Annotated in this window: 18 protein-coding genes and 1 pseudogene; 5 read left to right on the top strand and 14 right to left on the bottom strand. The window is 65.3% G+C overall.

What is annotated here, in order from left to right; all coding sequences use genetic code 11:
- Positions 1–17: 17 nt before the first annotated feature.
- From hutG to hutC, 7 genes are all read right to left on the bottom strand, one after another.
- Positions 18–821 (bottom strand): N-formylglutamate deformylase, encoded by an 804-nt coding sequence (hutG, locus tag JYG34_RS24015; RefSeq protein WP_213658648.1) that lies wholly within the window; start codon positions 819–821, stop codon positions 18–20.
- Between the two features lie 10 nt (positions 822–831).
- Complete coding sequence (hutI, locus tag JYG34_RS24020) at positions 832–2,037, bottom strand: imidazolonepropionase (protein WP_213658649.1); 1,206 nt, start codon at positions 2,035–2,037, stop codon at positions 832–834.
- Positions 2,038–2,056: 19 nt separating this feature from the next.
- Positions 2,057–3,460 (bottom strand): amino acid permease, encoded by a 1,404-nt coding sequence (locus JYG34_RS24025; RefSeq protein ID WP_213658650.1) that lies wholly within the window; start codon positions 3,458–3,460, stop codon positions 2,057–2,059.
- Between the two features lie 149 nt (positions 3,461–3,609).
- Entirely contained in the window at positions 3,610–5,142 is a 1,533-nt protein-coding gene (hutH, locus tag JYG34_RS24030; protein WP_213658651.1) for a histidine ammonia-lyase, read from the bottom strand.
- An 87-nt stretch (positions 5,143–5,229) separates the two neighbouring features.
- Positions 5,230–6,903: a urocanate hydratase gene (gene hutU, locus JYG34_RS24035; RefSeq protein ID WP_213658652.1), complete on the bottom strand. Its 1,674-nt coding sequence runs from the start codon at positions 6,901–6,903 to the stop codon at positions 5,230–5,232.
- Between the two features lie 201 nt (positions 6,904–7,104).
- Complete coding sequence (locus JYG34_RS24040; RefSeq protein ID WP_213658653.1) at positions 7,105–7,677, bottom strand: HutD/Ves family protein; 573 nt, start codon at positions 7,675–7,677, stop codon at positions 7,105–7,107.
- A complete protein-coding gene (gene hutC, locus JYG34_RS24045) occupies positions 7,674–8,384 on the bottom strand; it encodes a histidine utilization repressor (RefSeq protein WP_162042970.1) in 711 nt (236 codons plus the stop codon). Before hutC ends, JYG34_RS24040 begins: the two co-directional genes overlap by 4 nt.
- 145 nt (positions 8,385–8,529) lie before the next feature.
- Between hutC and JYG34_RS24050 the strand changes: the two genes are divergently transcribed.
- The gene (locus tag JYG34_RS24050; protein WP_213658654.1) at positions 8,530–9,894 is read left to right on the top strand and encodes a formimidoylglutamate deiminase; all 1,365 of its coding nucleotides are present in this window, start codon (positions 8,530–8,532) and stop codon (positions 9,892–9,894) included.
- A 123-nt stretch (positions 9,895–10,017) separates the two neighbouring features.
- On the opposite strand, the gene JYG34_RS24055 is transcribed toward JYG34_RS24050, so the two are convergent.
- Both JYG34_RS24055 and bamE read right to left on the bottom strand, forming a co-directional pair.
- The gene (locus tag JYG34_RS24055; RefSeq protein WP_213658655.1) at positions 10,018–10,590 is read right to left on the bottom strand and encodes a lipocalin family protein; all 573 of its coding nucleotides are present in this window, start codon (positions 10,588–10,590) and stop codon (positions 10,018–10,020) included.
- A complete protein-coding gene (gene bamE, locus JYG34_RS24060) occupies positions 10,587–10,841 on the bottom strand; it encodes an outer membrane protein assembly factor BamE domain-containing protein (protein ID WP_011536093.1) in 255 nt (84 codons plus the stop codon). The genes JYG34_RS24055 and bamE overlap by 4 nt, the downstream gene beginning before the upstream one ends.
- Before the next feature lie 224 nt (positions 10,842–11,065).
- Between bamE and JYG34_RS26770 the strand changes: the two are divergent.
- Both JYG34_RS26770 and JYG34_RS26775 read left to right on the top strand, forming a co-directional pair.
- A pseudogene (locus tag JYG34_RS26770) lies at positions 11,066–12,103 on the top strand (HAMP domain-containing protein); the annotation flags it as partial.
- Positions 12,104–12,232: 129 nt separating this feature from the next.
- Positions 12,233–12,958, top strand: a complete 726-nt coding sequence (locus tag JYG34_RS26775; protein WP_420806634.1) for a methyl-accepting chemotaxis protein — start codon at positions 12,233–12,235, stop codon at positions 12,956–12,958.
- 78 nt (positions 12,959–13,036) lie between these two features.
- Here the strand turns inward: JYG34_RS26775 and JYG34_RS24070 are convergent, their stop codons facing one another.
- From JYG34_RS24070 to JYG34_RS24080, 3 genes are all read right to left on the bottom strand, one after another.
- Complete coding sequence (locus JYG34_RS24070) at positions 13,037–13,633, bottom strand: DUF924 family protein (protein ID WP_213658657.1); 597 nt, start codon at positions 13,631–13,633, stop codon at positions 13,037–13,039.
- Positions 13,634–13,636: 3 nt separating this feature from the next.
- Entirely contained in the window at positions 13,637–14,647 is a 1,011-nt protein-coding gene (locus JYG34_RS24075; protein ID WP_011536096.1) for a class 1 fructose-bisphosphatase, read from the bottom strand.
- 212 nt (positions 14,648–14,859) lie between these two features.
- Positions 14,860–17,325 carry a glycogen/starch/alpha-glucan phosphorylase gene (locus JYG34_RS24080; RefSeq protein ID WP_213658659.1) on the bottom strand — a complete coding sequence of 822 codons (2,466 nt, stop codon included), beginning with the start codon at positions 17,323–17,325 and terminating at the stop codon, positions 14,860–14,862.
- Between the two features lie 198 nt (positions 17,326–17,523).
- Here JYG34_RS24080 and JYG34_RS24085 point away from each other — a divergent pair, with 198 nt between their 5' ends.
- A complete protein-coding gene (locus JYG34_RS24085; protein ID WP_213658660.1) occupies positions 17,524–17,928 on the top strand; it encodes a YkgJ family cysteine cluster protein in 405 nt (134 codons plus the stop codon).
- Between the two features lie 20 nt (positions 17,929–17,948).
- On the opposite strand, the gene JYG34_RS24090 is transcribed toward JYG34_RS24085, so the two are convergent.
- Both JYG34_RS24090 and JYG34_RS24095 read right to left on the bottom strand, forming a co-directional pair.
- On the bottom strand, positions 17,949–18,107 hold the full coding sequence (locus tag JYG34_RS24090; protein WP_009681539.1) for a YqaE/Pmp3 family membrane protein: 159 nt from the start codon (positions 18,105–18,107) through the stop codon (positions 17,949–17,951).
- 166 nt (positions 18,108–18,273) lie between these two features.
- On the bottom strand, positions 18,274–19,551 hold the full coding sequence (locus JYG34_RS24095) for an aspartate aminotransferase family protein (RefSeq protein WP_213658661.1): 1,278 nt from the start codon (positions 19,549–19,551) through the stop codon (positions 18,274–18,276).
- 210 nt (positions 19,552–19,761) lie between these two features.
- On the opposite strand from JYG34_RS24095, the gene JYG34_RS24100 reads away from it, so the two are divergent.
- Positions 19,762–20,685: a LysR family transcriptional regulator gene (locus JYG34_RS24100; RefSeq protein WP_213658662.1), complete on the top strand. Its 924-nt coding sequence runs from the start codon at positions 19,762–19,764 to the stop codon at positions 20,683–20,685.
- Positions 20,686–20,935: the final 250 nt, after the last annotated feature.

Genomic DNA, 20,935 nt, shown 5'->3' on the forward strand with positions numbered 1-20,935 from the left:
GCGCCAGGCGCTGGGGCCTAGCGACCGTAGCGCTCGCGCGCCCACTGCAAGGTGGTTTCCAGCAGGCGCCGCAAGACCTCCTGGGTCGGTTGCGCCAGGTCTTCGCGGTAGGCGAACGGTTCTTTCTCTTCCATGTAGGTGCTCTGCGCCAGCTCCAGTTGCACCGCATGGATGTGATTGGCCGGATCGCCATAATGGCGAGTGATGTGCCCCCCCTTGAAACGCCCGTTGAGCACATGGCTGTAAGCCGGGAACTCGGCGCAAACACCCAGCAGCCGCTCGGCCAATACCGGATCACAACTAGCACCATTGAAGGTGCCCAGGTTGAAGTCCGGCAACTTGCCGTCAAACAGGTGCGGGATCACCGAACGAATCGAGTGGGCATCCCACAACAACGCATAACCAAACTCTTCACGCAGACGCGCCAGTTCACGGCGAATCGTGTCGTGGTACGGGCGCCATATCCTTTCCAGGTACGTTGCCCGTTCGCCGGCGGTCGGTACCTGAGCGTCCTTGAACAACGGCTCGCCGTCGAACAAAGTCGCCGGGTACAGGCCGGTGGTGGCGCCGACATACAGCGGCTTGTCGTCATCCGGCCGGTTCAGGTCGATGACGAACCGCGAGTACTCCGCCGCCACCACGCTGGCGCCCAGTTCGCGGGCGACGTCGTAGAGGCGCGGGATGTGCCAGTCGGTGTCCGGCAGGCTGCGCGCAGGCTCGACCAGGCCGTCGCGCACCGCGGCGGTCAGGTTCAACCCGGCGTGAGGCATGCTGATCAGCAAGGGCAGGCGGCCCTGGTGGAAACTCAAAACCTTGTCCATGTCGCCTCGCTCAATTGGATATCTCATGGCCCAGGCGCACCACGCGCTTGGGCAGGTCGCCGCCGAGCCAGTAGCTGAGGTCGGCCGGGCGTTCGATCTGCCAGGCGATGAAGTCCGCCACCTTGCCCACTTCCAGCGAACCATGGCTGTGGCCCAGCCCCAGCGCGGTGGCGGCGTGCAGGGTGACACCGGCCAGGGCCTCTTCCGGGGTCATGCGGAAACAGGTGCAACCCATGTTCAGCATCAGGCGCAGCGACAGCCCCGGCGAGGTGCCGGGGTTGAGGTCGCTGGCCAGGGCAATCTTCACCCCATGGCGGCGCAAGGCATCCATCGGCGGCAACTGGGTTTCGCGCAGGAAGTAGAACGCCCCCGGCAGCAGCACGGCGACCGTGCCGGCCTTGGCCATGGCGATGGCGTCCTCTTCAGTCATGAATTCCAGGTGGTCGGCCGACAGCGCCTGGTAGCGCGCGGCCAGGCTCGAACCGTGCAGCGACGACAACTGCTCGGCGTGCAGCTTGACCGGCAGCCCCAGCTCGCGCGCCTTGATGAACAGGCGCTCGACCTGGGCTGGCGAGAACGCCAGGTGTTCGCAGAAGGCATCCACCGCGTCCACCAGGCCCTCTGCGGCCAGTGCCGGGAGCATCTGGTCGCAGATATGGTCGATGTAGTCGTCCGCCCTGCCCGCGTATTCCGGCGGCAGGGCGTGGGCGGCCAGGCAGGTGCTGCGCACGGTCACGGGCAGTTCCTCGCCCAGGCGCCGGGCGACGCGCAGCATCTTGCGTTCGTTCTCGAGGTCCAGGCCGTAGCCGGACTTGATCTCGATCGTGGTCACGCCGTCGCGCATCAGTGCCTGGACCCGCTGGCGGGCACTGGCCAGCAGCGCGTCCTCGCTGGCCGCGCGGGTGGCCCGCACGGTGCTGGCGATACCACCGCCCTGGGCGGCGATCTCGGCGTAGCTGACGCCCTGCAGGCGCTGCTCGAACTCGCCGCTGCGGTTGCCACCGAACACCGCGTGGGTGTGGCAGTCGATCAACCCGGGCGTCACCCAGGCACCGCCCAGGTCGACGACGCGGCCGGCCGCGACCGGCGGTACTTCACCGCGCGGGCCGATCCACTCGATCAGGCCTGCGCTGGTGACGATTGCCGCGTCCTCGATGACCGAGTAACGGCCCTCGGTCATGGTCGCTGCGTGGCAATGCTGCCAGAGGGTTCTCATCAGGATCTCCTTGTAGGCTTCAGCGGTGCAACTCGACCGACTCCCGGGCCGGCTCGCCACGGCCCGCGCGCGGCTTGCACCACAGCAGGTAGGACGCCACCAGGAACACCACCCAGATCACGCCGACGATCAACGCTGCCTGGGTGTCGGGGAAGTAGCCGAGCACACCGAAGATGAACACCATGAATGCGATGGCCAGGGCCGGGCCATAGGGCCAGAACGGTACCGGGAACTTGAGTTGGGCAACCTCTTCGCGGCTCATGCTACGGCGCATGGCCACCTGGGTGACCAGAATCATCAGCCACACCCACACGGTAGCGAAGGTGGCGATGGAAGCGATCAGCAGGAACACGTTCTCCGGGATCAGGTAGTTGAGCAGCACGCCGACCAGCAGCGCCGCGCCCATCACCACCACGGTCATCCACGGCACGCCATGTTTCGACAGTTTGCCGAAGCCACGCGGCGCCTGGCCGTGCTGGGCCAGGCCGTACATCATGCGGCCGGCGCCGAAGATGTCGCTGTTGATCGCCGAGATGGCTGCCGAGATCACCACGATATTGAGCACGGCCGCGGCGGAACCGATCCCCAGGTTGCTGAAGATCTGCACGAACGGGCTGCCCTGGCTGCCGATCTGCGGCCAAGGGTACAGGCACATCAGCACGAACAGGGTGAGCACGTAGAACAGCAGGATACGCAGCGGCACGGCGTTGATCGCCTTGGGGATCACGCGCTGCGGATCCTTCGCTTCACCGGCGGTGACGCCGATGATCTCGATGCCGCCGAAGGCGAACATCACCACCGCGAACGAAGCGATCAAGCCACTGACACCATTGGGCATGAAGCCGCCGTGCTCGAACAGGTTGCTCACCCCGACCGCGTGCCCGGTGTCCACCTGGCTGAAGCCGAAGGCCATGATGCCCAGGCCGGCGAGGATCATCGCGACGATGGCGCCGACCTTGAGCAGCGACAGCCAGAACTCCATCTCGCCGAAGACCCGGACGTTGCACAGGTTCAGGCCGCCGATCAGGAAGACGATGCCCAGCACCCAGATCCAGCGGGCGACCTCGGGGAACCAGAAGCCCATGTAGATACCGAAGGCCGTCACGTCGGCGATGGCGACGATGACCATCTCGAAAGCGTAGGTCCAGCCGAGGATGAAGCCGGCCATGGGGCCGAGGTAGGTGCTGGCGTAGTGACCGAAGGAGCCGGCCACCGGGTTGTGCACGGCCATCTCACCGAGGGCGCGCATCACCATGAACACGGCGGCGCCACCGATCAGGTAGGCCAGCAGCACGGCCGGGCCGGCCATCTGGATGGCCGAGGCGGAGCCGTAGAACAGCCCGGTACCGATTGCCGAACCGAGCGCCATGAAACGGATATGCCGGGCCGATAGCCCGCGCTTGAGACCTTGAGCTTGTTGCATGTCACGTCCTTATTCTTGTTCTGGTCGTGAGAATGAGGGGGCTGCTGCGCAGCCCATCGCGGCACAAGGCCGCTCCTACAGGGGAACGCGTTGCCTGTGCAGGAGCGGCCTTGTGCCGCGAAAGGGCCGCAAAGCGGCCCCCGGCGGTGTTACAGGCTAGGTAGAACCCCAGCCGGCAGCAGGCCGGTCAAGGTGCCTTTGGCCAGCAGCGTGGAGGCCGCCTCGATGTCCGGCGCGAAGAAACGGTCGCGGTCATAGTGCGGCACTTCGCGGCGCAGCGCCTGGCGCGCCTGCTCCAGCTTGACCGAGGTCTTCAGCCCCTTGCGCAGGTCCAGGCCCTGGCAGGCGCCCAGCCATTCGATGGCCAGCACGCCACGGGTGTTTTCGGCCATTTCCCACAGACGCTTGCCGGCGGCCGGGGCCATCGACACGTGGTCTTCCTGGTTGGCCGAGGTCGGCAGGCTGTCGACGCTGTGCGGGTGCGACAGGGCCTTGTTCTCGCTGGCCAGCGCGGCGGCGGTGACCTGGGCGATCATGAAGCCGGAGTTGACCCCACCGTTCTCCACCAGGAACGGCGGCAGCTGGGACATGTGCTTGTCCATCATCAGCGAGATGCGACGCTCGCTCAGCGAGCCGATCTCGGCGATTGCCAGGGCGAGGTTGTCGGCAGCCATGGCCACGGGCTCGGCGTGGAAGTTGCCACCGGAAATCACGTCACCCTCGGCGGCGAACACCAGCGGGTTGTCCGACACGGCGTTGGCCTCGATGCCCAGCACCTCGGCGGCCTGGCGGATCTGGGTCAGGCAGGCGCCCATGACCTGCGGTTGGCAGCGCAGGGAGTACGGATCCTGGACCTTGTCGCAGTTCTTGTGCGACAGCGACACTTCGCTGGAGTCACCCAGCAGGTCGCGGAAGCAGGCGGCGGTGTCGATCTGGCCACGCTGACCACGCACTTCATGGATGCGCGCATCGAACGGCGAGCGCGAACCCAACGCAGCTTCCACGCTAAGGCCGCCACAGGCGATGGCCGCGGCGTACAGGTCTTCAGCCTGGAACAGGCCACGCAGGGCGTAGGCGGTGGACGCCTGGGTGCCGTTGAGCAGGGCCAGGCCCTCTTTCGCGGCCAGGGTCAGCGGCTCCAGGCCGGCGACAGCCAGGGCTTCGGTAGCCGACAGCCATTGCCCCTTGTAGCGAGCCTTGCCCTCGCCCAGCAGCACCAGCGACATGTGCGCCAGCGGTGCCAGGTCGCCGGACGCGCCGACCGAGCCCTTGAGCGGGATGTGTGGATAGACTTCGGCGTTGACCAGGGCGATCAGCGCGTCGATCACCTTGCGACGGATGCCGGAGAAGCCACGGCTGAGGCTGTTGATCTTCAGCACCATGATCAGGCGCACCAGGCTGTCGTCCAGCGGCGCGCCGATACCGGCGGCGTGGGACAGCACCAGCGAGCGTTGCAGGTTCTCGAGGTCATGGCTGGCGATGCGGGTCGAGGCCAGCAGGCCGAAACCGGTGTTGATGCCGTAGGCGGTACGGTCTTCGGCGATGATCTGCTCGACGCAGGCGACGCTGGCGTCGATGGCCGGCGCGGCACTGGCGTCCAGTTGCAGGCGCACGGGGGCGGCATGGATGGCGCGCAGCTGGGCCAGGGTCAGGGTGCCGGGCTTGAGGGTCAATTCGGTCACTTCGCTACTCCAATCGCATGGGGCCGCACGGGGCCCCTTCTTGTTGTTCAGTATCACCCTTGCAGGGTGCGATCCAAAGCGCGGCGATCAGCCGGTGATCATCGGCAGGTCCAGGCCCTGCTCCTTGGCGCAGTCGATGGCGATCTGGTAACCGGCATCGGCGTGGCGCATCACGCCAGTCCCCGGGTCGTTGGTCAGTACGCGGGCGATACGCTCGGCGGCTTCGTCGGTACCGTCACAGACGATGACCATGCCCGAGTGCTGGGAGAAGCCCATGCCCACGCCACCGCCGTGGTGCAGCGAAACCCAGGTGGCGCCGCCCGCGGTGTTGAGCAGGGCGTTGAGCAGCGGCCAGTCGGAGACCGCGTCGGAGCCGTCGCGCATGGCTTCGGTCTCGCGGTTGGGGCTGGACACCGAGCCCGAGTCCAGGTGGTCACGGCCGATGACGACCGGCGCCGACAGCTCGCCGCTACGGACCATTTCGTTGAACGCCAGGCCCAGCTTGGCGCGCAGGCCCAGACCAACCCAGCAGATACGCGCCGGCAGGCCCTGGAAGCTGATGCGCTCGCGGGCCATGTCCAGCCAGCGGTGCAGGTGGGCGTCGTCCGGGATCAGTTCCTTGACCTTGGCGTCGGTCTTGTAGATGTCTTCTGCGTCGCCCGACAGCGCGGCCCAGCGGAACGGGCCGACACCACGGCAGAACAGCGGGCGGATGTACGCCGGCACGAAGCCCGGGAAGTCGAAGGCATTGGTCACGCCCTCTTCCTTGGCCATCTGGCGGATGTTGTTGCCGTAGTCGAAGGTCGGGATGCCCTGCTTCTGGAAGTCGAGCATGGCTTTGACGTGCACGGCCATCGATTGCTTGGCGGCCTTGACCACGGCAGCCGGGTCGGTCTGGGCGCGGTCGCGGTACTGCTCCCAGGTCCAGCCGGCCGGCAGGTAGCCGTTGAGCGGGTCGTGGGCGCTGGTCTGGTCGGTGACCATGTCCGGGCGCACGCCACGCTTGACCAGCTCGGGCAGGATTTCGGCGGCGTTGCCGTGCAGGGCGATGGAGATGGCCTTGCCTTCGGCGGTGTACTTGGCGATGCGCGCCAGGGCGTCGTCCAGGTCCTTGGCCTGCTCGTCGACGTAGCGGGTTTCCAGGCGGAAATCGATGCGGCTCTGCTGGCACTCGATGTTCAGCGAGCAGGCGCCGGCAAGCGTCGCGGCCAGTGGCTGGGCGCCGCCCATGCCGCCCAGGCCTGCGGTCAGTACCCACTTGCCTTTCAGGCTGCCGTTGTAGTGCTGGCGGCCGGCCTCGACGAAGGTTTCGTAGGTACCCTGGACGATGCCCTGGCTGCCGATGTAGATCCAGCTGCCGGCGGTCATCTGGCCGTACATGGCCAGGCCTTTGGCGTCCAGCTCGTTGAAATGTTCCCAGTTGGCCCAGTGCGGCACCAGGTTGGAGTTGGCGATCAGCACGCGCGGGGCGTTGCTGTGGGTCTTGAACACGCCGACCGGCTTGCCCGACTGCACCAGCAGGGTTTCGTCGTCTTCCAGGCGGGTCAGGGTCTCGACGATCTTGTCGTAGCACTCCCAGTTGCGCGCGGCGCGGCCGATGCCGCCGTACACCACCAGCTCTTTGGGGTTCTCGGCGACCTGCGGGTCGAGGTTGTTCATCAGCATGCGCAGCGGGGCTTCGGTCAGCCAGCTTTTGGCGGTCAGCTTGTTGCCACGCGGGGCGCGGATTTCTACGTCACGGTATTTGTTGTTGTCAGTCACGGGAAAGGTCCTCTGCGGTCATCCGACGGCATGTGTGTGTCGTGGCGACTATACAAACACATCTTTACTTGTATGTACAAGCATAGGCAACCAAAAAAGACCGACCGTTCCTCCGAAAAGCATCGCGGGGCAAGCCCGCTCCCACGCCAGCACTCGTTGGTCGTGGGAGCGGGCTTGCCCCGCGATTTTGTTACAGATGGATCAGCGTGAAATCAGCTCGATCAGGCAGAACCGCCCCTGCACATCCAGCTCCAGCAACCCCTCGTTGCCATCAATCCGCAGGCAGTCATAGCGCCCAAGCTGCTGCCTGCCCTGCCCGGCCAGCGCCACCTCGACATGATTGCCGGCGGCAAACAGCAACACCGTCGACGCCGAACTGAACAACCGGCTGGAACCATCGAACCACTGCAAGCGCGCCTGATACCGCTGCGGTGCATAGATCAGGTTGAAATCGCGAATCGCCCCGCCCAGCAGCTTGCAACTGACCTGGCTCTCGCCACTGAAAGCGAACGCGTCGAACGGCAGCAGCGGCCTGCTGGCCTGGCCGTCGACCAGCAGGCGCATGCCATCGCCCTGCAGCACGGTGATGATCCGCTGATAGCCGGCGAAGGTGGAAAAGCCACCGGACTCCTCGATATCGGCGATCGACAGCCGCCAGCCGAAACCGTCCAGGCTGTCGCCTGCGTCACGGGTGATCTCTTCGGTGAAACCGCCACCGTTCTTCCAGGGCATGCGCGGGTAGTCGTGGGCGCGCAACAGCTGCAGCTGGCTCATTTGCTGAATCGTCCTTCAAGGCGATGACGGGAACCGGGGTGGATCAGGCGCGCGGCGGTCACCGGCTGGCGGCCCGACCAGGTGCGGCGGCGGATCAGCAGGCAGGGCTCGCCACGCTCGATCTGCAACAGCTTGCATTCTTCAGGCTCGGCGAGGATGGCCTCGACCACGTGCTCGCCTTCGGTGAGCGGCGCGACCTGCGACAGGTAGGCGTAGGGCGTCTGCCGGGTGAAGTCCTGCTTGAGGTAGTCCGGGGCGATGGCCGCGTTGACGTAGCGGTCCTCGATCTGCACCGGCACGCCGTTCTCGTAATGCACGATAAGCGAGTGGAACACCCGCTGGCCTTCGCGCATGTCCAGGGCCAGGGCCCGCTCGGAGCCGGCGGCTTCCTCGGCGAGCTTGATCACCTGGCAGCTATGCTGGTGACCACGGCCGGCGATCTCGTCGGCGATGTTGTTGACCTCGAACAGCGCAGAGCGGGTCTTGGGCTCGGCGACGAAGGTGCCGACGCCCTGCATGCGCACCAGCAGGCCCTCGGCGGTCAGCTCGCGCAGCGCGCGGTTGATGGTCATGCGGCTGAAACCCAGCTCGTTGACCAGTTCGCTCTCGGAAGGCACCCGATGATGAGGCGGCCAGCTGCCGCTCTCGATCTGCTGGATGATCATCTGTTTCACCCGGGCGTAGAGCGGCGCCGGCCCTTCGCCCATCTGGGCAACCAGCGCGGAGACAGGAAGTGTCGGCACGGCGTTGAGTCCTTTGACGGTTGGAGTGAACGGTAGCTTGCCGGAGTTTACCCGGCAGGCAAACGGCTGTATATGTATATACAAGTTGAACAATAACAGGATTTCACCGATGCCAGCCTTTTTCGCCGAACGTGCCCTGCTCCCTACGGGCTGGGCCCGCAATGTCCGCCTGGAGGTCGCCGCCGATGGCCGGCTGGCCGCGATCATGGCCGACGCCGACGCCGAGGGCGCCGAGCGCCTGGCCGGCCCATTGCTGCCAGGCATGCCCAACCTGCACTCGCACGCGTTCCAGCGGGCCATGGCGGGGCTGGCGGAAGTGGCCGGCAACCCCAACGACAGTTTCTGGACCTGGCGCGACCTGATGTATCGCCTGGTCGGGCGCATCACCCCCGAGCAGTTGCAAGTCATCGCCCGCCAGCTGTACATCGAGATGCTCAAGGCCGGCTACACCTCGGTGGCGGAATTCCACTACGTGCACCATGACCAGGCCGGCCAGCGCTACGCCGACCCGGCCGAGCTGTCCCGGCGCATCAGCGCCGCCGCGGCGGCCAGCGGCATCGGCCTGACCCTGCTGCCGGTGCTGTACAGCCATTCGGGCTTTGGCGGGCAGGCGCCCAATGAGGGGCAGCGCCGCTTCATCAACTCGACCGAACAGTACCTGCAACTGCAGCAACAGCTTGCCCCGCTGCTGGCGCGACAGCCGGCGCAGCAACTGGGGTTGTGCTTCCACTCCTTGCGCGCCGTCACCCCAGGGCAGATCGCCGATGTACTGGGTGCCAGCGACAAGGCTTGCCCGATCCACATCCACATCGCCGAGCAGCAGAAGGAGGTCGACGACTGCCTGGCCTGGAGTGGCCGCCGCCCGCTGCAATGGCTCTACGAGCATGTCGAGGTGGATGAGCGCTGGTGCCTGGTTCACGCCACCCATGCCGAAGCCGACGAAGTCGCCGCGATGGCCCGCAGTGGCGCGGTGGCCGGGCTGTGCCTGACCACCGAGGCCAACCTGGGCGATGGTATCTTCCCGGCCGTGGATTTCCTGGCCCAGAACGGGCGAATGGGGATCGGCTCGGACAGCCATGTGTCGCTGAGCGTGGTCGAGGAACTGCGCTGGCTGGAATACGGCCAGCGCCTGCGCGACCAACGGCGCAACCGGCTGTATCGCGCGGATCAGGCGATGGTCGGGCGAACCTTGTACGACGCCGCGCTGGTGGGCGGCGCGCAGGCGCTGGGGCAGCCGATCGGCGAACTGGCGGTGGGCAAACGAGCGGACTGGCTGGTGCTGGATGGACAGGACCCGTACCTGGCCATGGCCGATGGCGATGCCATCCTGAACCGCTGGCTGTTCGCCGGTGGCGACCGTCAGGTGCGCGATGTGATGGTCAACGGCCAGTGGGTGGTGCGCCAGGGACGGCATGACCAAGAGGAAGAAAGCGCAGTGGCGTTCGTCGAGGTGCTGCGCCAACTGCTGGCCTGAGCACATACCCTGTAGGGGCGGCTTCAGCCGCGAAGCAAACAACGCGGGCCAACCCCGGCCTTGCCGGGGTTCGCGGCTAAAGCCGCTCCTACAGGTCCCTGCAATGCAAGCAGCCTTATGGCCTCAATGCCGGGCAACGATATCCTTGTCCGGCGAACGCCAGATCAACCGACTGGTGTCGAAGCCCTGCTGCCGCGCCCTGGCCAGCAGGTTCTCCCGCTCCCAGGCCGGCAGCGAAGGCGTGCGCGAAAGTATCCACAGGTACTTGCGATCCGGGCTGCCGACGATCGCCGTGCGATAGCGATCATCCACATAGAGGATCCAGTACGCGCCCTTGGCCACGCCAGGCACCAGCCGGGTGAACCAGTTGTCGAACTCCACCCACAGCTTGTCGGTGTGCCCCGGCTGCTGCGGCGTGGCATGCCCCTCGGCGCGCAGCCATTCGTCGCCCAGCGTGCGGCACCGGTTGAGCACGCCCACGCTGCCGTCTGGCTTGAGGTTGTAGTGGGCCTCGGACTGGGCGCAGCCGTCCTGGTACTTCATCGGCAGACGCGCCAGCTCGAACCACTTGCCCTGGTAACGCTTCAGATCGACCGCACCTGCGGTCTTCGGTGCCAGCGGGTCGGTGGCCGAGGTGGCGCAGCCACCGAGCAGCATCACCAGGCAAACCCCCAACAGCAGGTGCAGGCGCCTCATTTGAGCCCCTGACCGGAATACATCAGGACCTTGTCGGCAGCGTACTGCACGCTGATGAAGCTCTTCTCGTCACCCCAGGTGCAACTGCTCATGCCCAGCGCGCCGGAACACTCCTTCGGCGTACCGAGCAACTGCTCGACCTCGGCCTTGTTCATGCCGGCCTTGAGCTTGGAATAGTTTTCCTGGTTGATCTTGCTGCAGGCGGTCAGGACGACACACAAGGACAACAGGGCGAGGGAACGCAACGACATGAAGGGACACTCCTGGAGATAGGTACACAGGTACGAGGGCCTGCAGGGAGCTTAGAAGGGAAAATGGCTGCTCGGTTCCCTGCCCGTCGAGGTTTCGTTGTGCGCCGTTGGTCGCCTGGTGCGCAAACGATTAATGTTTTATTCCGGCGTACCGACACAGAGCCGTGGTGTGGCCTTTTGCCGCACCCACCCCTCCTTCGTGCCCGTGCGCAGACTTCAAAAAAATGACCAAGAACCTCAAGTTCAGCCACAAGATCCTGCTGGCCGCCGCCCTGGTGGTGGCCGTTGCCTTCACCTGCTTCGTCCTGTTCAACGACTACCGACAGCGCCAGTCACTGCGCAGCGACACCGAGTCGACGTTGCAGTCACTGGGCAACCTCACCGCCGGCAACATCCGCACCTGGCTCGACAGCCGCATCCAGCTGGTGAACTCGGTGGCCCAGCAGGTCGCCGTCGACGGCCCGGGCAAGAACAGCCTCGACCGCATCCTGGCGCTGCCGGTGTATGGCAGCAACTTCATCCTCACCTACTTCGGCGGCCAGGACGGCAGCATGCAGTCGGTGCCGGTGGGCAACCGCGCCGCCGACTACGATCCGCGCGTGCGCGGCTGGTACAAGGCGGCCAGCGCGGCAGGCCAGACCATCGTCACCGAGCCGTACATCTCGGTCTCGGCCGGCAAGCTGGTGATCACCCTCGCCACCCCGGTGCAACAGGGCGGGCGCATGATCGGCGTGAGCGGCGTCGACACCGACCTGCAGACCATCAGCAACCTGATCAACACCCTGGACTTTGGTGGCCGCGGGCATGCCTTCATCGTCAACGGCGAAGGCAAGGTGCTCATCCACCCCAAGGCCGAGCTGGCGCTCAAGGCCCTGGCCGACGTCTACCCTGGCAGCGACCTGCGCATCGGCAGCGGCCTGAAAGAGGTCGAGGTCGACGGCCGCAAGCAGTTCATCAGCTTCACCCATGTCGACGGCGTGCCGTCGGCGGACTGGTACGTGGCGCTGGTGCTCGACCAGGACGCGGCCTTCGCCATGCTTGGCGAGCTGCGCACCTCGGCGGTGGTGGCGACGCTGATCGCAGTGGTGGTGATCATCGCCCTGCTGGGCCTGCTGATCCGCGTGCTGATGGAGCCGCTGCACATCATGGGCCGCGCCATGCGCGACATCGCCGAGGGCGAAGGCGACCTGACCCGGCGCCTGAACATCCACGCCCAGGACGAGTTCGGCAGCCTGGCGCAGTCGTTCAACCGTTTCGTCGAGCGGATCCACGAATCCATCCGTGAAGTGGCCTCGGCCACCGGCCAGGTGAATGCCGTGGCCGGCCAGGTGGTCAACGCCTCCAACGCCTCGATCCACAACGCCGACCAGCAGTCGAGCCGCACCAGCAGCGTGGCCGCGGCGATCAATCAGCTGGGTGCCGCCGCCCAGGAAATCGCCCAGAACGCCGCCCTCGCCTCGCAGCACTCCAGCGCCGCCCGTGGCCTGGCCGAGGAAGGCCAGCAAGTGGTCGGCGAGACCATCGACGTGATGAATCAGCTGTCGGCGCGCATCAGCGACGCCAGCGGCAATATCGAGACGCTGAACAACCACACGGCGAACATCGGCCAGATCCTCGACGTGATCAGCGGTATCTCGCAGCAGACCAACCTGCTGGCGCTCAACGCCGCGATCGAGGCTGCCCGCGCCGGTGAGGCCGGCCGTGGCTTCGCCGTGGTGGCGGACGAGGTGCGCAACCTGGCCCACCGCACCCAGGATTCGGCGCAGCAGGTACAGCGCCTGATCGAGGAACTGCAGGCCGGCGCCCAGGTGGCGGTCAGCACCATGAACCAGAGCCAGGCGCACAGCGACCGCAGCGTGGGCATCGCCAACCAGGCCGGCGAGCGCCTGGGCAGCGTCACCCAGCGCATCGGCGAGATCGATGGCATGAACCAGTCAGTGGCCACCGCCACCGAAGAGCAGACGGCCGTGGTCGAGTCGATCAATGTCGACATCAACGAGATCAATACGTTGAACCAGGAAGGGGTGCACAACCTGCAGAGCACCTTGCGTGCCTGCACCGACCTGGAACATCAGGTCGAGCGGTTGAAGCATCTGGTGGGTAGCTTCAGGATCTGAGCAAGCGGCGTGGGAGCGGGCTTGCCCCGCGATGAGCTATCGCGGGGCAAGCCCGCTCCCACGCCCTGTCACCAAGCCTTAAAAGCGGGACCCAGGCTCCAGCAAGAAATCCATCTCCTCGCTGGTACTCGGCCGCTCCAGCACCAGGTTGCGGTGCGGGAAGCGCCCAAAGCGGGCAATCACCCGCTGGTGCTGCTCGGCATAATCGAGGAACCCTTCGAACAACCGGCGATTGGCCTCCGGCTGTTCATCCAGCAGCATCCGGTAACGCTCCACGCACAGGTTCTGCCAGTCCAGCACCTCGGCATGCTCCAGCACCAGCAGCACGAACACCCGCTGGATCGGCAGCAGCTGGTAGTCCCAGCCCTTCTGCAAGCCCTGCATCGCCACCACCTGGGCACGCCGGTCGCCATCGAAGGCCCTAGGTGTGTCGCGGTGGATCATGCGCGGCAGCTGGTCCAGCAGGATCAGCAGGCCCAGCCAGCCCTGCGGGCTCTGCTGCCACTCGTCGAGCCCACCGGCCAGAGCCTGTTCGGTCAGATCACCGAACAGCGCCTGGGCATCGACATCGTGGTGCTTGCCGAACCACAGCGTGCTCTTCTCGTCAGCCACGGCCTGGGGACTGGCGCCCCAACCGAACCACCATTCCAGCAACGGCTGCCAAGGTGCGAGCATGACTTACTCCTTGTGGTAGGCGGTGACGCGCTCGACCTCTTCCTTCGAGCCGAGGATGACCGACACGCGCTGGTGCAGGCTCTCCGGCTTGATGTCGAGGATGCGATCGTAACCGTTGGTGGAGGCGCCGCCGGCCTGTTCGATGATGAACGACATCGGGTTGGCCTCGTACATCAGGCGCAGCTTGCCCGGCTTGCTCGGTTCACGGGCGTCGCGCGGGTACATGAACAGGCCGCCACGGGTCAGGATGCGGTGCACGTCGGCCACCATCGAGGCAATCCAGCGCATGTTGTAGTTCTTTTTCAGCGGGCCGGTCTCACCGGCCAGCAGCTCGCCCACGTAGCGCTGTACCGGGGCTTCCCAGTGGCGCTGGTTGGACATGTTGATGGCGAATTCGGCGGTGGTTTCCGGTACGCGGATGTTTTCGTGGGTGAGCACGAAGCTGCCCAGTTCGCGGTCCAGGGTGAAGCCCTTGACGCCGTTGCCCAGGGTCAGGATCAGCATGGTCTGCGGGCCGTAGATGGCGTAGCCGGCGGCGACCTGCTCGGTGCCCGGCTGCAGGAAGGCTGCTTCGTTGAGGCTTTCGTTCTGGCTCAGGTACTGGTTAGGGCAACGCAGTACCGAGAAGATGGTGCCGACCGAGACGTTGACGTCGATGTTCGACGAACCGTCCAGCGGGTCGAAGACCAGCAGGTAGGCGCCTTTGGGGTATTTGCCGGGGATCTGGTAGGCGTTGTCCATCTCTTCGGACGCCATGCCGGCCAGGTGGCCGCCCCACTCGTTGGCTTCGAGCAGGATGTCGTTGGAGATCACGTCGAGCTTCTTCTGCACCTCGCCCTGCACGTTTTCGGTGCCCATGCTGCCCAGCACGCCGCCGAGGGCGCCCTTGGACACGTGGTGGCTGATCTCCTTGCACGCACGCGCCACCACTTCGATCAGGAAGCGCAGATCGGCAGGGGTATTGTTGCTGCGGGTCTGCTCAATCAGATAGCGACTCAGGGTAACGCGGGACATGTATGGCTCCGAAATGGAAAGGGGGAGAAAAACCCCCGCAGTTTACAGGGAGAGTGCAGCGCTAGCGAGCAAAGAGACTCGTCGGGCGGGCTTGAGTTCAGCGAGAGGCCGGTCAGTGGTCGGCTTGGGCCCCGCGCAGCGGCGGTTCGCCGGCAAAGCCGGCTCCTACGGGTACGTGCAGGAGCCGGCTTTGCCGGCGAACCGCGGCCGCCTCAATCCAGCGCCTTCCAGATCTCGGTCGCATACTCGCGAATGGTCCGGTCCGACGAGAACCAGCCCATCCGCGCGGTATTGAGCACCGCCATGCGCCACCACTCCTGCGGCGCATGCCACAACTCCTCGACCCGGCGCTGGGCATCCCAGTAGGCGTCGAAATCGGCGCACACCAGGAAGCGGTCATAGGCGATCAGCCCGTCGATCAACCCGGCATAGCGCGCCGGATCGTCCGGCGAGAACACCCCGCTGCGGATCGCCTGCAGCACATCCCCCAGGCGGCGCGAGGCGGCGATCGCTGCGGCGGCGCCGAAATCGCCGCTACGTTTGCGCGCCTCCACCTGCTGGGCGGTCAACCCAAAGATGAACATGTTCTGCGCGCCCACCTGCTCGCACATTTCGACGTTGGCGCCATCGAGCGTGCCGATGGTCAGCGCGCCATTGAGGCCGAACTTCATGTTGCTGGTGCCCGACGCCTCGTAGCCTGCGGTGGAGATCTGCTCGGACAGGTCCGCCGCCGGGATGATGCTCTCCGCCAGGCTGACGTTGTAGTTGGGCAGGAACACCACTTTGAGCAGGCCGCGCACGGTGGGGTCGTTGTTGACCACCCGGGCGATGTCATTGGCCAGCTTGATGATCAGCTTGGCCTGGTGATAACTGGCCGCGGCCTTGCCGGCGAAGATCTTCACCCGCGCCACCCAGTCGATGCCGGGGTCGTTGCGGATGGCCTGGTAAAGCGCCACGGTGTGCAGCAGGTTGAGCAACTGGCGCTTGTACTCGTGGATACGCTTGACCTGCACGTCGAACAACGCCTCGGGGTTGACCGTCACCCCCAGGCGGTCCTGGATGATGCTGGCCAGGGCGCGCTTGCTGTGCAGGCGTTGGGCGGCGAACTGCGTGCGGAAGGTGGCCTTGTCGGCGAACGGCACCAGCGCCTTGAGCCTGCCTTCCGGGTCGTCCAGCACCTGCGGGCCCAGCGCTTCGATCAGCATGGTGGTGAGCGGCGGGTTGGCCTGGTACAGCCAGCGGCGGAAAGTGATGCCGTTGGTCTTGTTGTTGATCCGCTGCGGGTAGAGCTTGTGCAGCTCAGCGAACACCGTGCTCTTCATCAGCTTGCTGTGCAGCGCCGACACACCGTTGACGCTGTGCGAACCGAGGAAGGCCAGGTTGCCCATGCGCACCCGCCGGCCATTGTCTTCCTCGATCAGCGACACCGCGCGCAGTACGTCGAAGTCGTGCAGGCCTTTGGCCCGCAGCGAATCGATGTGATAGGCGTTGATCAAATAGATGATCTGCATGTGCCGCGGCAACATGCGCTCCATCAACGCCACCGGCCAGGTTTCCAGGGCTTCAGGTAGCAGGGTGTGGTTGGTGTAGGCCAGGGTGCCGACGGTCAGCTGCCAGGCCTTGTCCCAGGGAATTTCATGCTGGTCGACCAGCAGGCGCATCAACTCTGCGACGGCGATCGACGGGTGCGTGTCATTGAGCTGGATCGCCGCGGCATCTGGCAGGTTCAGCAGGGTTTCGTGCATGTTCAGGTGGCGTCGCAGCAAATCCTGCAACGAGGCGCAGACGAAGAAGTACTCCTGGCGCAGGCGCAGTTCCTGCCCGGCTTCAGTACTGTCGGCGGGGTACAGTACTCGCGAAATGCTCTCGGCCCGGGCCACTTCGGCTACCGCACCCAGGTGATCACCGGCGTTGAACCGCTCCAGGTGCAACTCCTCCAGGGCCCTGGCACGCCACAGGCGTAGTGTGTTGACGCTGGCCCCACGCCAGCCTACCACCGGCGTGTCGTAGGCCACTGCCCGCACCGTCTCGCCTGGCCACCAGACCTGGCGCTGCTGGCCACCGGCTTCAGTCACGGTCTCCACGCTGCCACCAAAGCTGATCGGGTAGATCACCTCGGCCCGCTCGAACTCCCAGGGGTTGCCGAAGTCCAGCCAGTTCTCGGTCTGCTCCTGCTGCCAGCCATCGACCACCGCCTGGCGGAACAGGCCGTGCTCGTAGCGGATGCCATAGCCGTGGGCGGCGATGCCCAAGGTCGACATGCTCTCCATGAAGCACGCCGCCAGGCGCCCGAGACCGCCATTGCCCAGCGCCGCGTCGGGCTCGAGCAGGCGGATGCGCTCGAGGTCCACGTCCAGCCCTTGCAGGGCCTCGCGGGCAATCTCCAGGTAACCGAGGTTGCTCAGGCTGTCGTAAAGCAAGCGACCAATGAGAAATTCGAGGGAGAGGTAGTAGACGCGCTTCTGGCTGCGGCGGTAGGCCCGCCGGGTGTGGTCCATCCAGTGATCGACCATGTGATCGCGGGCCGCCAGGGCGATGGCTTCGAACCAGTCGTGGTCGAAGGCGTGCTCAGGGTCCTTGCCGACCGCGTAGGTCAGCTTGGCCAGCACGGCGGCGCGAAAGGCCGCCACCTCTGCACTATGGTCCTTTTCGTCACGGGCTTCGGTTTCCTGGGACATGGGGCATCCTCGGGCAAATGGGCGAAAGCGCAGGGAGAATGTTCAGCCTAGACGCTCTGACACGGAGCGACAGCGACGGTTCGCGGTTTTCATCGAGCACCGGTAAACCCGGCAAAAGGTTGTTCACAATTTGAACAACTCCGGTATCATCGCGCGCCCTGAAACCGTGATTTCCCTTGCAAGAATAAAACCGCAACCATGAAACCGACCCTGATCGCCGCCGCCGAAGTCGACCGCCTGGAGACCTGGCAGCGTTACGCCAGCCACATGTGCGGCGGCTGCCACTCGACCTGCTGCACCCTGCCGGTGGAGGTGAAGATCAAGGATCTGATCCGCATTGGCGTGGTGGACGAGTTCGAGAAAGACGAGCCACCGAAGAACATCGCCAAGCGCCTGCAGAAGGACGGCATCATCGAGCGCTTCAACCAGAAATCGGGGATCTTCACCCTGACCCGGATGAGCAACGACGACTGCCTCTATCTGGATCGCAAGAGCCGCCTGTGCACCATTTATGACAAGCGCCCGGACACCTGCCGCAATCACCCCAAGGTCGGGCCGCGCCCAGGCTACTGCGCATACAAGCCGAAGGCGACCACCCGCTGATTGGCGGAGGCACCGCCGGCTCAACGCTTGGCGATGATGTACACCGCATGGACGATCCCTGGGATATACCCCAGCAAGGTCAGCAGGATATTCAGCCAGAACGCCCCACCGAACCCGACCTGGAGGAATACCCCCAGCGGCGGCAGGATGATGGCGATGATGATGCGGATGAAGTCCATGGGCTGCGCTCCTTGAAGGGTTTCAACAGAGACCAGCCACCCAGCGCAGAGGTTCCACCGCCGCGCGCGAGGAAAAAAAAACGCCCCGGGCCAAATACTGCAGGCCAGGGGCGATGCGCAGAAACGCGAGACGGTTCGTTGAAATTCGGTTTGCCGGGATGGCCGCTCAGGCCGACACCTCGCGGCGGCCATGCTGCCGGGCATGCAGGCGGGCGAAGGCACGGGCCAGGCGTACCAGCATCTCGTCGATGTTGCCCTTGCTCACGGTCAGGGCTGGCGAGAAGCGCAGCACATCGGCCTGCGGGGCGTTGAGCAGCAAGCCTTCCTGCAGCGCCGCCTCGACCAGTTCACCAGCCTCGGCCGCCTGCAACTGCATGGCCCACAACAGGCCCTGGCCACGCACCTCGCCCTGGCCATAGCGCCCGGCCAGGCGGCTGAGGCCATCGCGCAGATGGCGACCGCTGTCCTGCACGTGTTCGAGGAAGCCGGGTTCCAGCACCGTGCGCAACACGGCCAGGCCGGCGGCGCTCATCAGCGCGTTGCCGTGGTGGCTGCCCTCCAGCTCCCCCGGCTCGGCGCAGCAGGCGCTGCCCCGGGCCAGCAGCGCGGCCAATGGCACACCGCCACCCAGGCCCTTGCCCAGGGTGATGATGTCGGCCCGTACGCCGTAGGTTTCTTCCGCCAGCAACGCGCCACAGCGCCCGACGCCGGTCTGCACCTCATCGAGGATCAGCAGGATGCCCAGCTCACGGCACAGTCGTTCGACACCCAGGAGGTAGTCACGGGTCGCCGGGATCACCCCGGCCTCGCCCTGGATCGGCTCTAGCATGATCGCCACGGTGCGCGAATCGACCTCGGCATGCAGCGCCGCGAGGTCGTTGAACGGCACCTTGCTGAAACCTGGCAGGCCTGGTTCGCAGCGGTTGCATGGCAGCGGATCGGAAGCCGACAACGCCCCCAGGCTACGGCCATGACAGCCCTGGCTGGCGGTGATGATGTGGTAGGCACCATTACGGTGCAGCCGGCCCCATTTGCGCGCCAGCTTGATTGCCCCTTCGCAAGCCTCGGCGCCGCTGTTGAGCAGGTAGGCCTGGTCGCTGCCGGTGCTCTGGCACAGCCGATCGACCAGGTTCAGCAGGCCACGGCTATGCAAACCCGTGCCAGGGTTGATCAACGCCTGGGCCTGGTCGCTCAGCGCCTTGACCAGCACGCTCGGGCTGTGGCCGAGGCTGTTGACCGCGCAGCCCTGGGTGAAGTCCAGGAAAGCATGCCCTTCGCTGTCCCACAGCCAGGAGCCCTGGCCACGCACAAACACCTGTGGCGCATGTTCGCTGCCAGGCATCAAGCGCTTGCGGTCAGTCTGCGCCGGGGCCGGCTCGGCGGCCGGTGCACGCTTTGGCTCTGCGGGCGCAGGGGCCGGGCGGCGCAGGTTGAACAGGTTCATCGGGGTTCCAGCCTTTCACGGTCGTGAGCGGTCAAGGCCCGGTCTGGCGCCGGGTAATGAATATTTTGCCTTGCCTATCAAAAGTGTTTTTCATCCGGGGTAACAATCTTCGCGATGATCGCTGTAACCCTCTGGAATACGGCGATAGACTAGGCGCCAAGGCGCGCTGGGGCCATTCCGATTTTCCAGCTTTTTCGATAAGTATTGCTTATGGATTTCCGCCAACTGCGCTATTTCGTCGCGGTCTATGAAGAAGGCCATGTAGGCCGCGCCGCCGAGCGCCTGTCACTGTCCCAGCCGGCCCTTTCACAACAGATCCGCCAGCTCGAGCACAGCCTCGACCTGAACCTGTTCGAGCGCAGCAACAAACGCCTGCTGCCTACCCTGGCCGCCCACACCCTGTACAACCATGCCCTGCCCTTGCTCGACGGCCTGCAACGGGCCCACGAAGCCATGCGCAACTTCAAGGGCCAGTCGTTGCGTACCCTGGCCATCGGCGTGCTGCAGACCGTGAGGCCGAGCCTGGTGCCGCAGTTGCTGGAGCGTGTACGCAGGGCGCAGCCGCATCTTGTGGTGCAGATCTACGAACTGTCGGGGCTGGAGATCGAGCGGCGCCTGCTCAATGGCAGCCTGGACATCGGCATCAGCTACCTGCCGCCGCGCCAACCCGGCCTGCATGGCTTGATGCTGTACGAGGACGAGCTGCAGTTGGTCATCCCCAGCAACCACCCGCTCAAGGATTTCAAGAAAGTCTCGATCCGCCAGGCGGCGGAGCTGCCGATGCTGATGCTGGGAGAGGAATTCCAGATTCGCCAGATCTGGAAGGCACAGCTGGCCAACCTGGGGCGCAGGCCACAGGTGCAGGCAGAGATGAACAACATGGCAGGGATCCTCGACAGCCTGGCGCACACCGCGCTGGCAACCATCCTGCCCGGGCGGGCCAAGGATGCCGCGGAGGATGACCAGGCGCTGTTGTGGAAACCGCTGAGCGAACCGCGGGTACCGTTGAAGGTCGGCCTGGTGTTTCGCGATGCCCAACGCCAGCAGGCCTCGGTCGAACTGCTGCGCACCCTGCTGGAGGAAGAGACCGACGCACGTCAGCTGGGCGTGTCGCCGCTGGATGTGCTTGGCTGAAACACGCGCACAAAGAAAACCCCGCCGAAGCGGGGTTTTCCAGACTGTTTCCCTGTGACTTCCATTTCACCCCGCCATCCTGGCAGGAAATCCTACGGTGTCCCTGTTCTGTCCATTGCGCTTCCTGCGCTCCGTCCATGTAAGAAAGAGTAACCGTGGATCCAATCTTAGGAAAGAGGAGAAAAGTCACCACGTCGTGTAGGAAAATGCTTACACGAAATTACCTCTCCACACGCCAGAAACAACAAGG

This window comes from Pseudomonas entomophila, assembly GCF_018417595.1.
GTDB lineage: Bacteria > Pseudomonadota > Gammaproteobacteria > Pseudomonadales > Pseudomonadaceae > Aquipseudomonas > Aquipseudomonas entomophila_C.

Excerpts from the sequence above, each read along its gene's own strand:
- hutG (WP_213658648.1), bottom strand. The coding sequence starts at position 821 with ATGGACAAGGTTTTGAGTTTCCACCAGGGCCGCCTGCCCTTGCTGATC.
- hutI (WP_213658649.1), bottom strand. The coding sequence starts at position 2,037 with ATGAGAACCCTCTGGCAGCATTGCCACGCAGCGACCATGACCGAGGGC.
- JYG34_RS24025 (WP_213658650.1), bottom strand. The coding sequence starts at position 3,460 with ATGCAACAAGCTCAAGGTCTCAAGCGCGGGCTATCGGCCCGGCATATC.
- JYG34_RS24040 (WP_213658653.1), bottom strand. The coding sequence starts at position 7,677 with ATGAGCCAGCTGCAGCTGTTGCGCGCCCACGACTACCCGCGCATGCCC.
- hutC (WP_162042970.1), bottom strand. The coding sequence starts at position 8,384 with ATGGGCGAAGGGCCGGCGCCGCTCTACGCCCGGGTGAAACAGATGATC.
- JYG34_RS24050 (WP_213658654.1), top strand. The coding sequence starts at position 8,530 with ATGCCAGCCTTTTTCGCCGAACGTGCCCTGCTCCCTACGGGCTGGGCC.
- JYG34_RS24055 (WP_213658655.1), bottom strand. The coding sequence starts at position 10,590 with ATGAGGCGCCTGCACCTGCTGTTGGGGGTTTGCCTGGTGATGCTGCTC.
- bamE (WP_011536093.1), bottom strand. The coding sequence starts at position 10,841 with ATGTCGTTGCGTTCCCTCGCCCTGTTGTCCTTGTGTGTCGTCCTGACC.
- JYG34_RS24070 (WP_213658657.1), bottom strand. The coding sequence starts at position 13,633 with ATGCTCGCACCTTGGCAGCCGTTGCTGGAATGGTGGTTCGGTTGGGGC.
- JYG34_RS24075 (WP_011536096.1), bottom strand. The coding sequence starts at position 14,647 with ATGTCCCGCGTTACCCTGAGTCGCTATCTGATTGAGCAGACCCGCAGC.
- JYG34_RS24080 (WP_213658659.1), bottom strand. The coding sequence starts at position 17,325 with ATGTCCCAGGAAACCGAAGCCCGTGACGAAAAGGACCATAGTGCAGAG.
- JYG34_RS24085 (WP_213658660.1), top strand. The coding sequence starts at position 17,524 with ATGAAACCGACCCTGATCGCCGCCGCCGAAGTCGACCGCCTGGAGACC.
- JYG34_RS24090 (WP_009681539.1), bottom strand. The coding sequence starts at position 18,107 with ATGGACTTCATCCGCATCATCATCGCCATCATCCTGCCGCCGCTGGGG.
- JYG34_RS24095 (WP_213658661.1), bottom strand. The coding sequence starts at position 19,551 with ATGAACCTGTTCAACCTGCGCCGCCCGGCCCCTGCGCCCGCAGAGCCA.
- JYG34_RS24100 (WP_213658662.1), top strand. The coding sequence starts at position 19,762 with ATGGATTTCCGCCAACTGCGCTATTTCGTCGCGGTCTATGAAGAAGGC.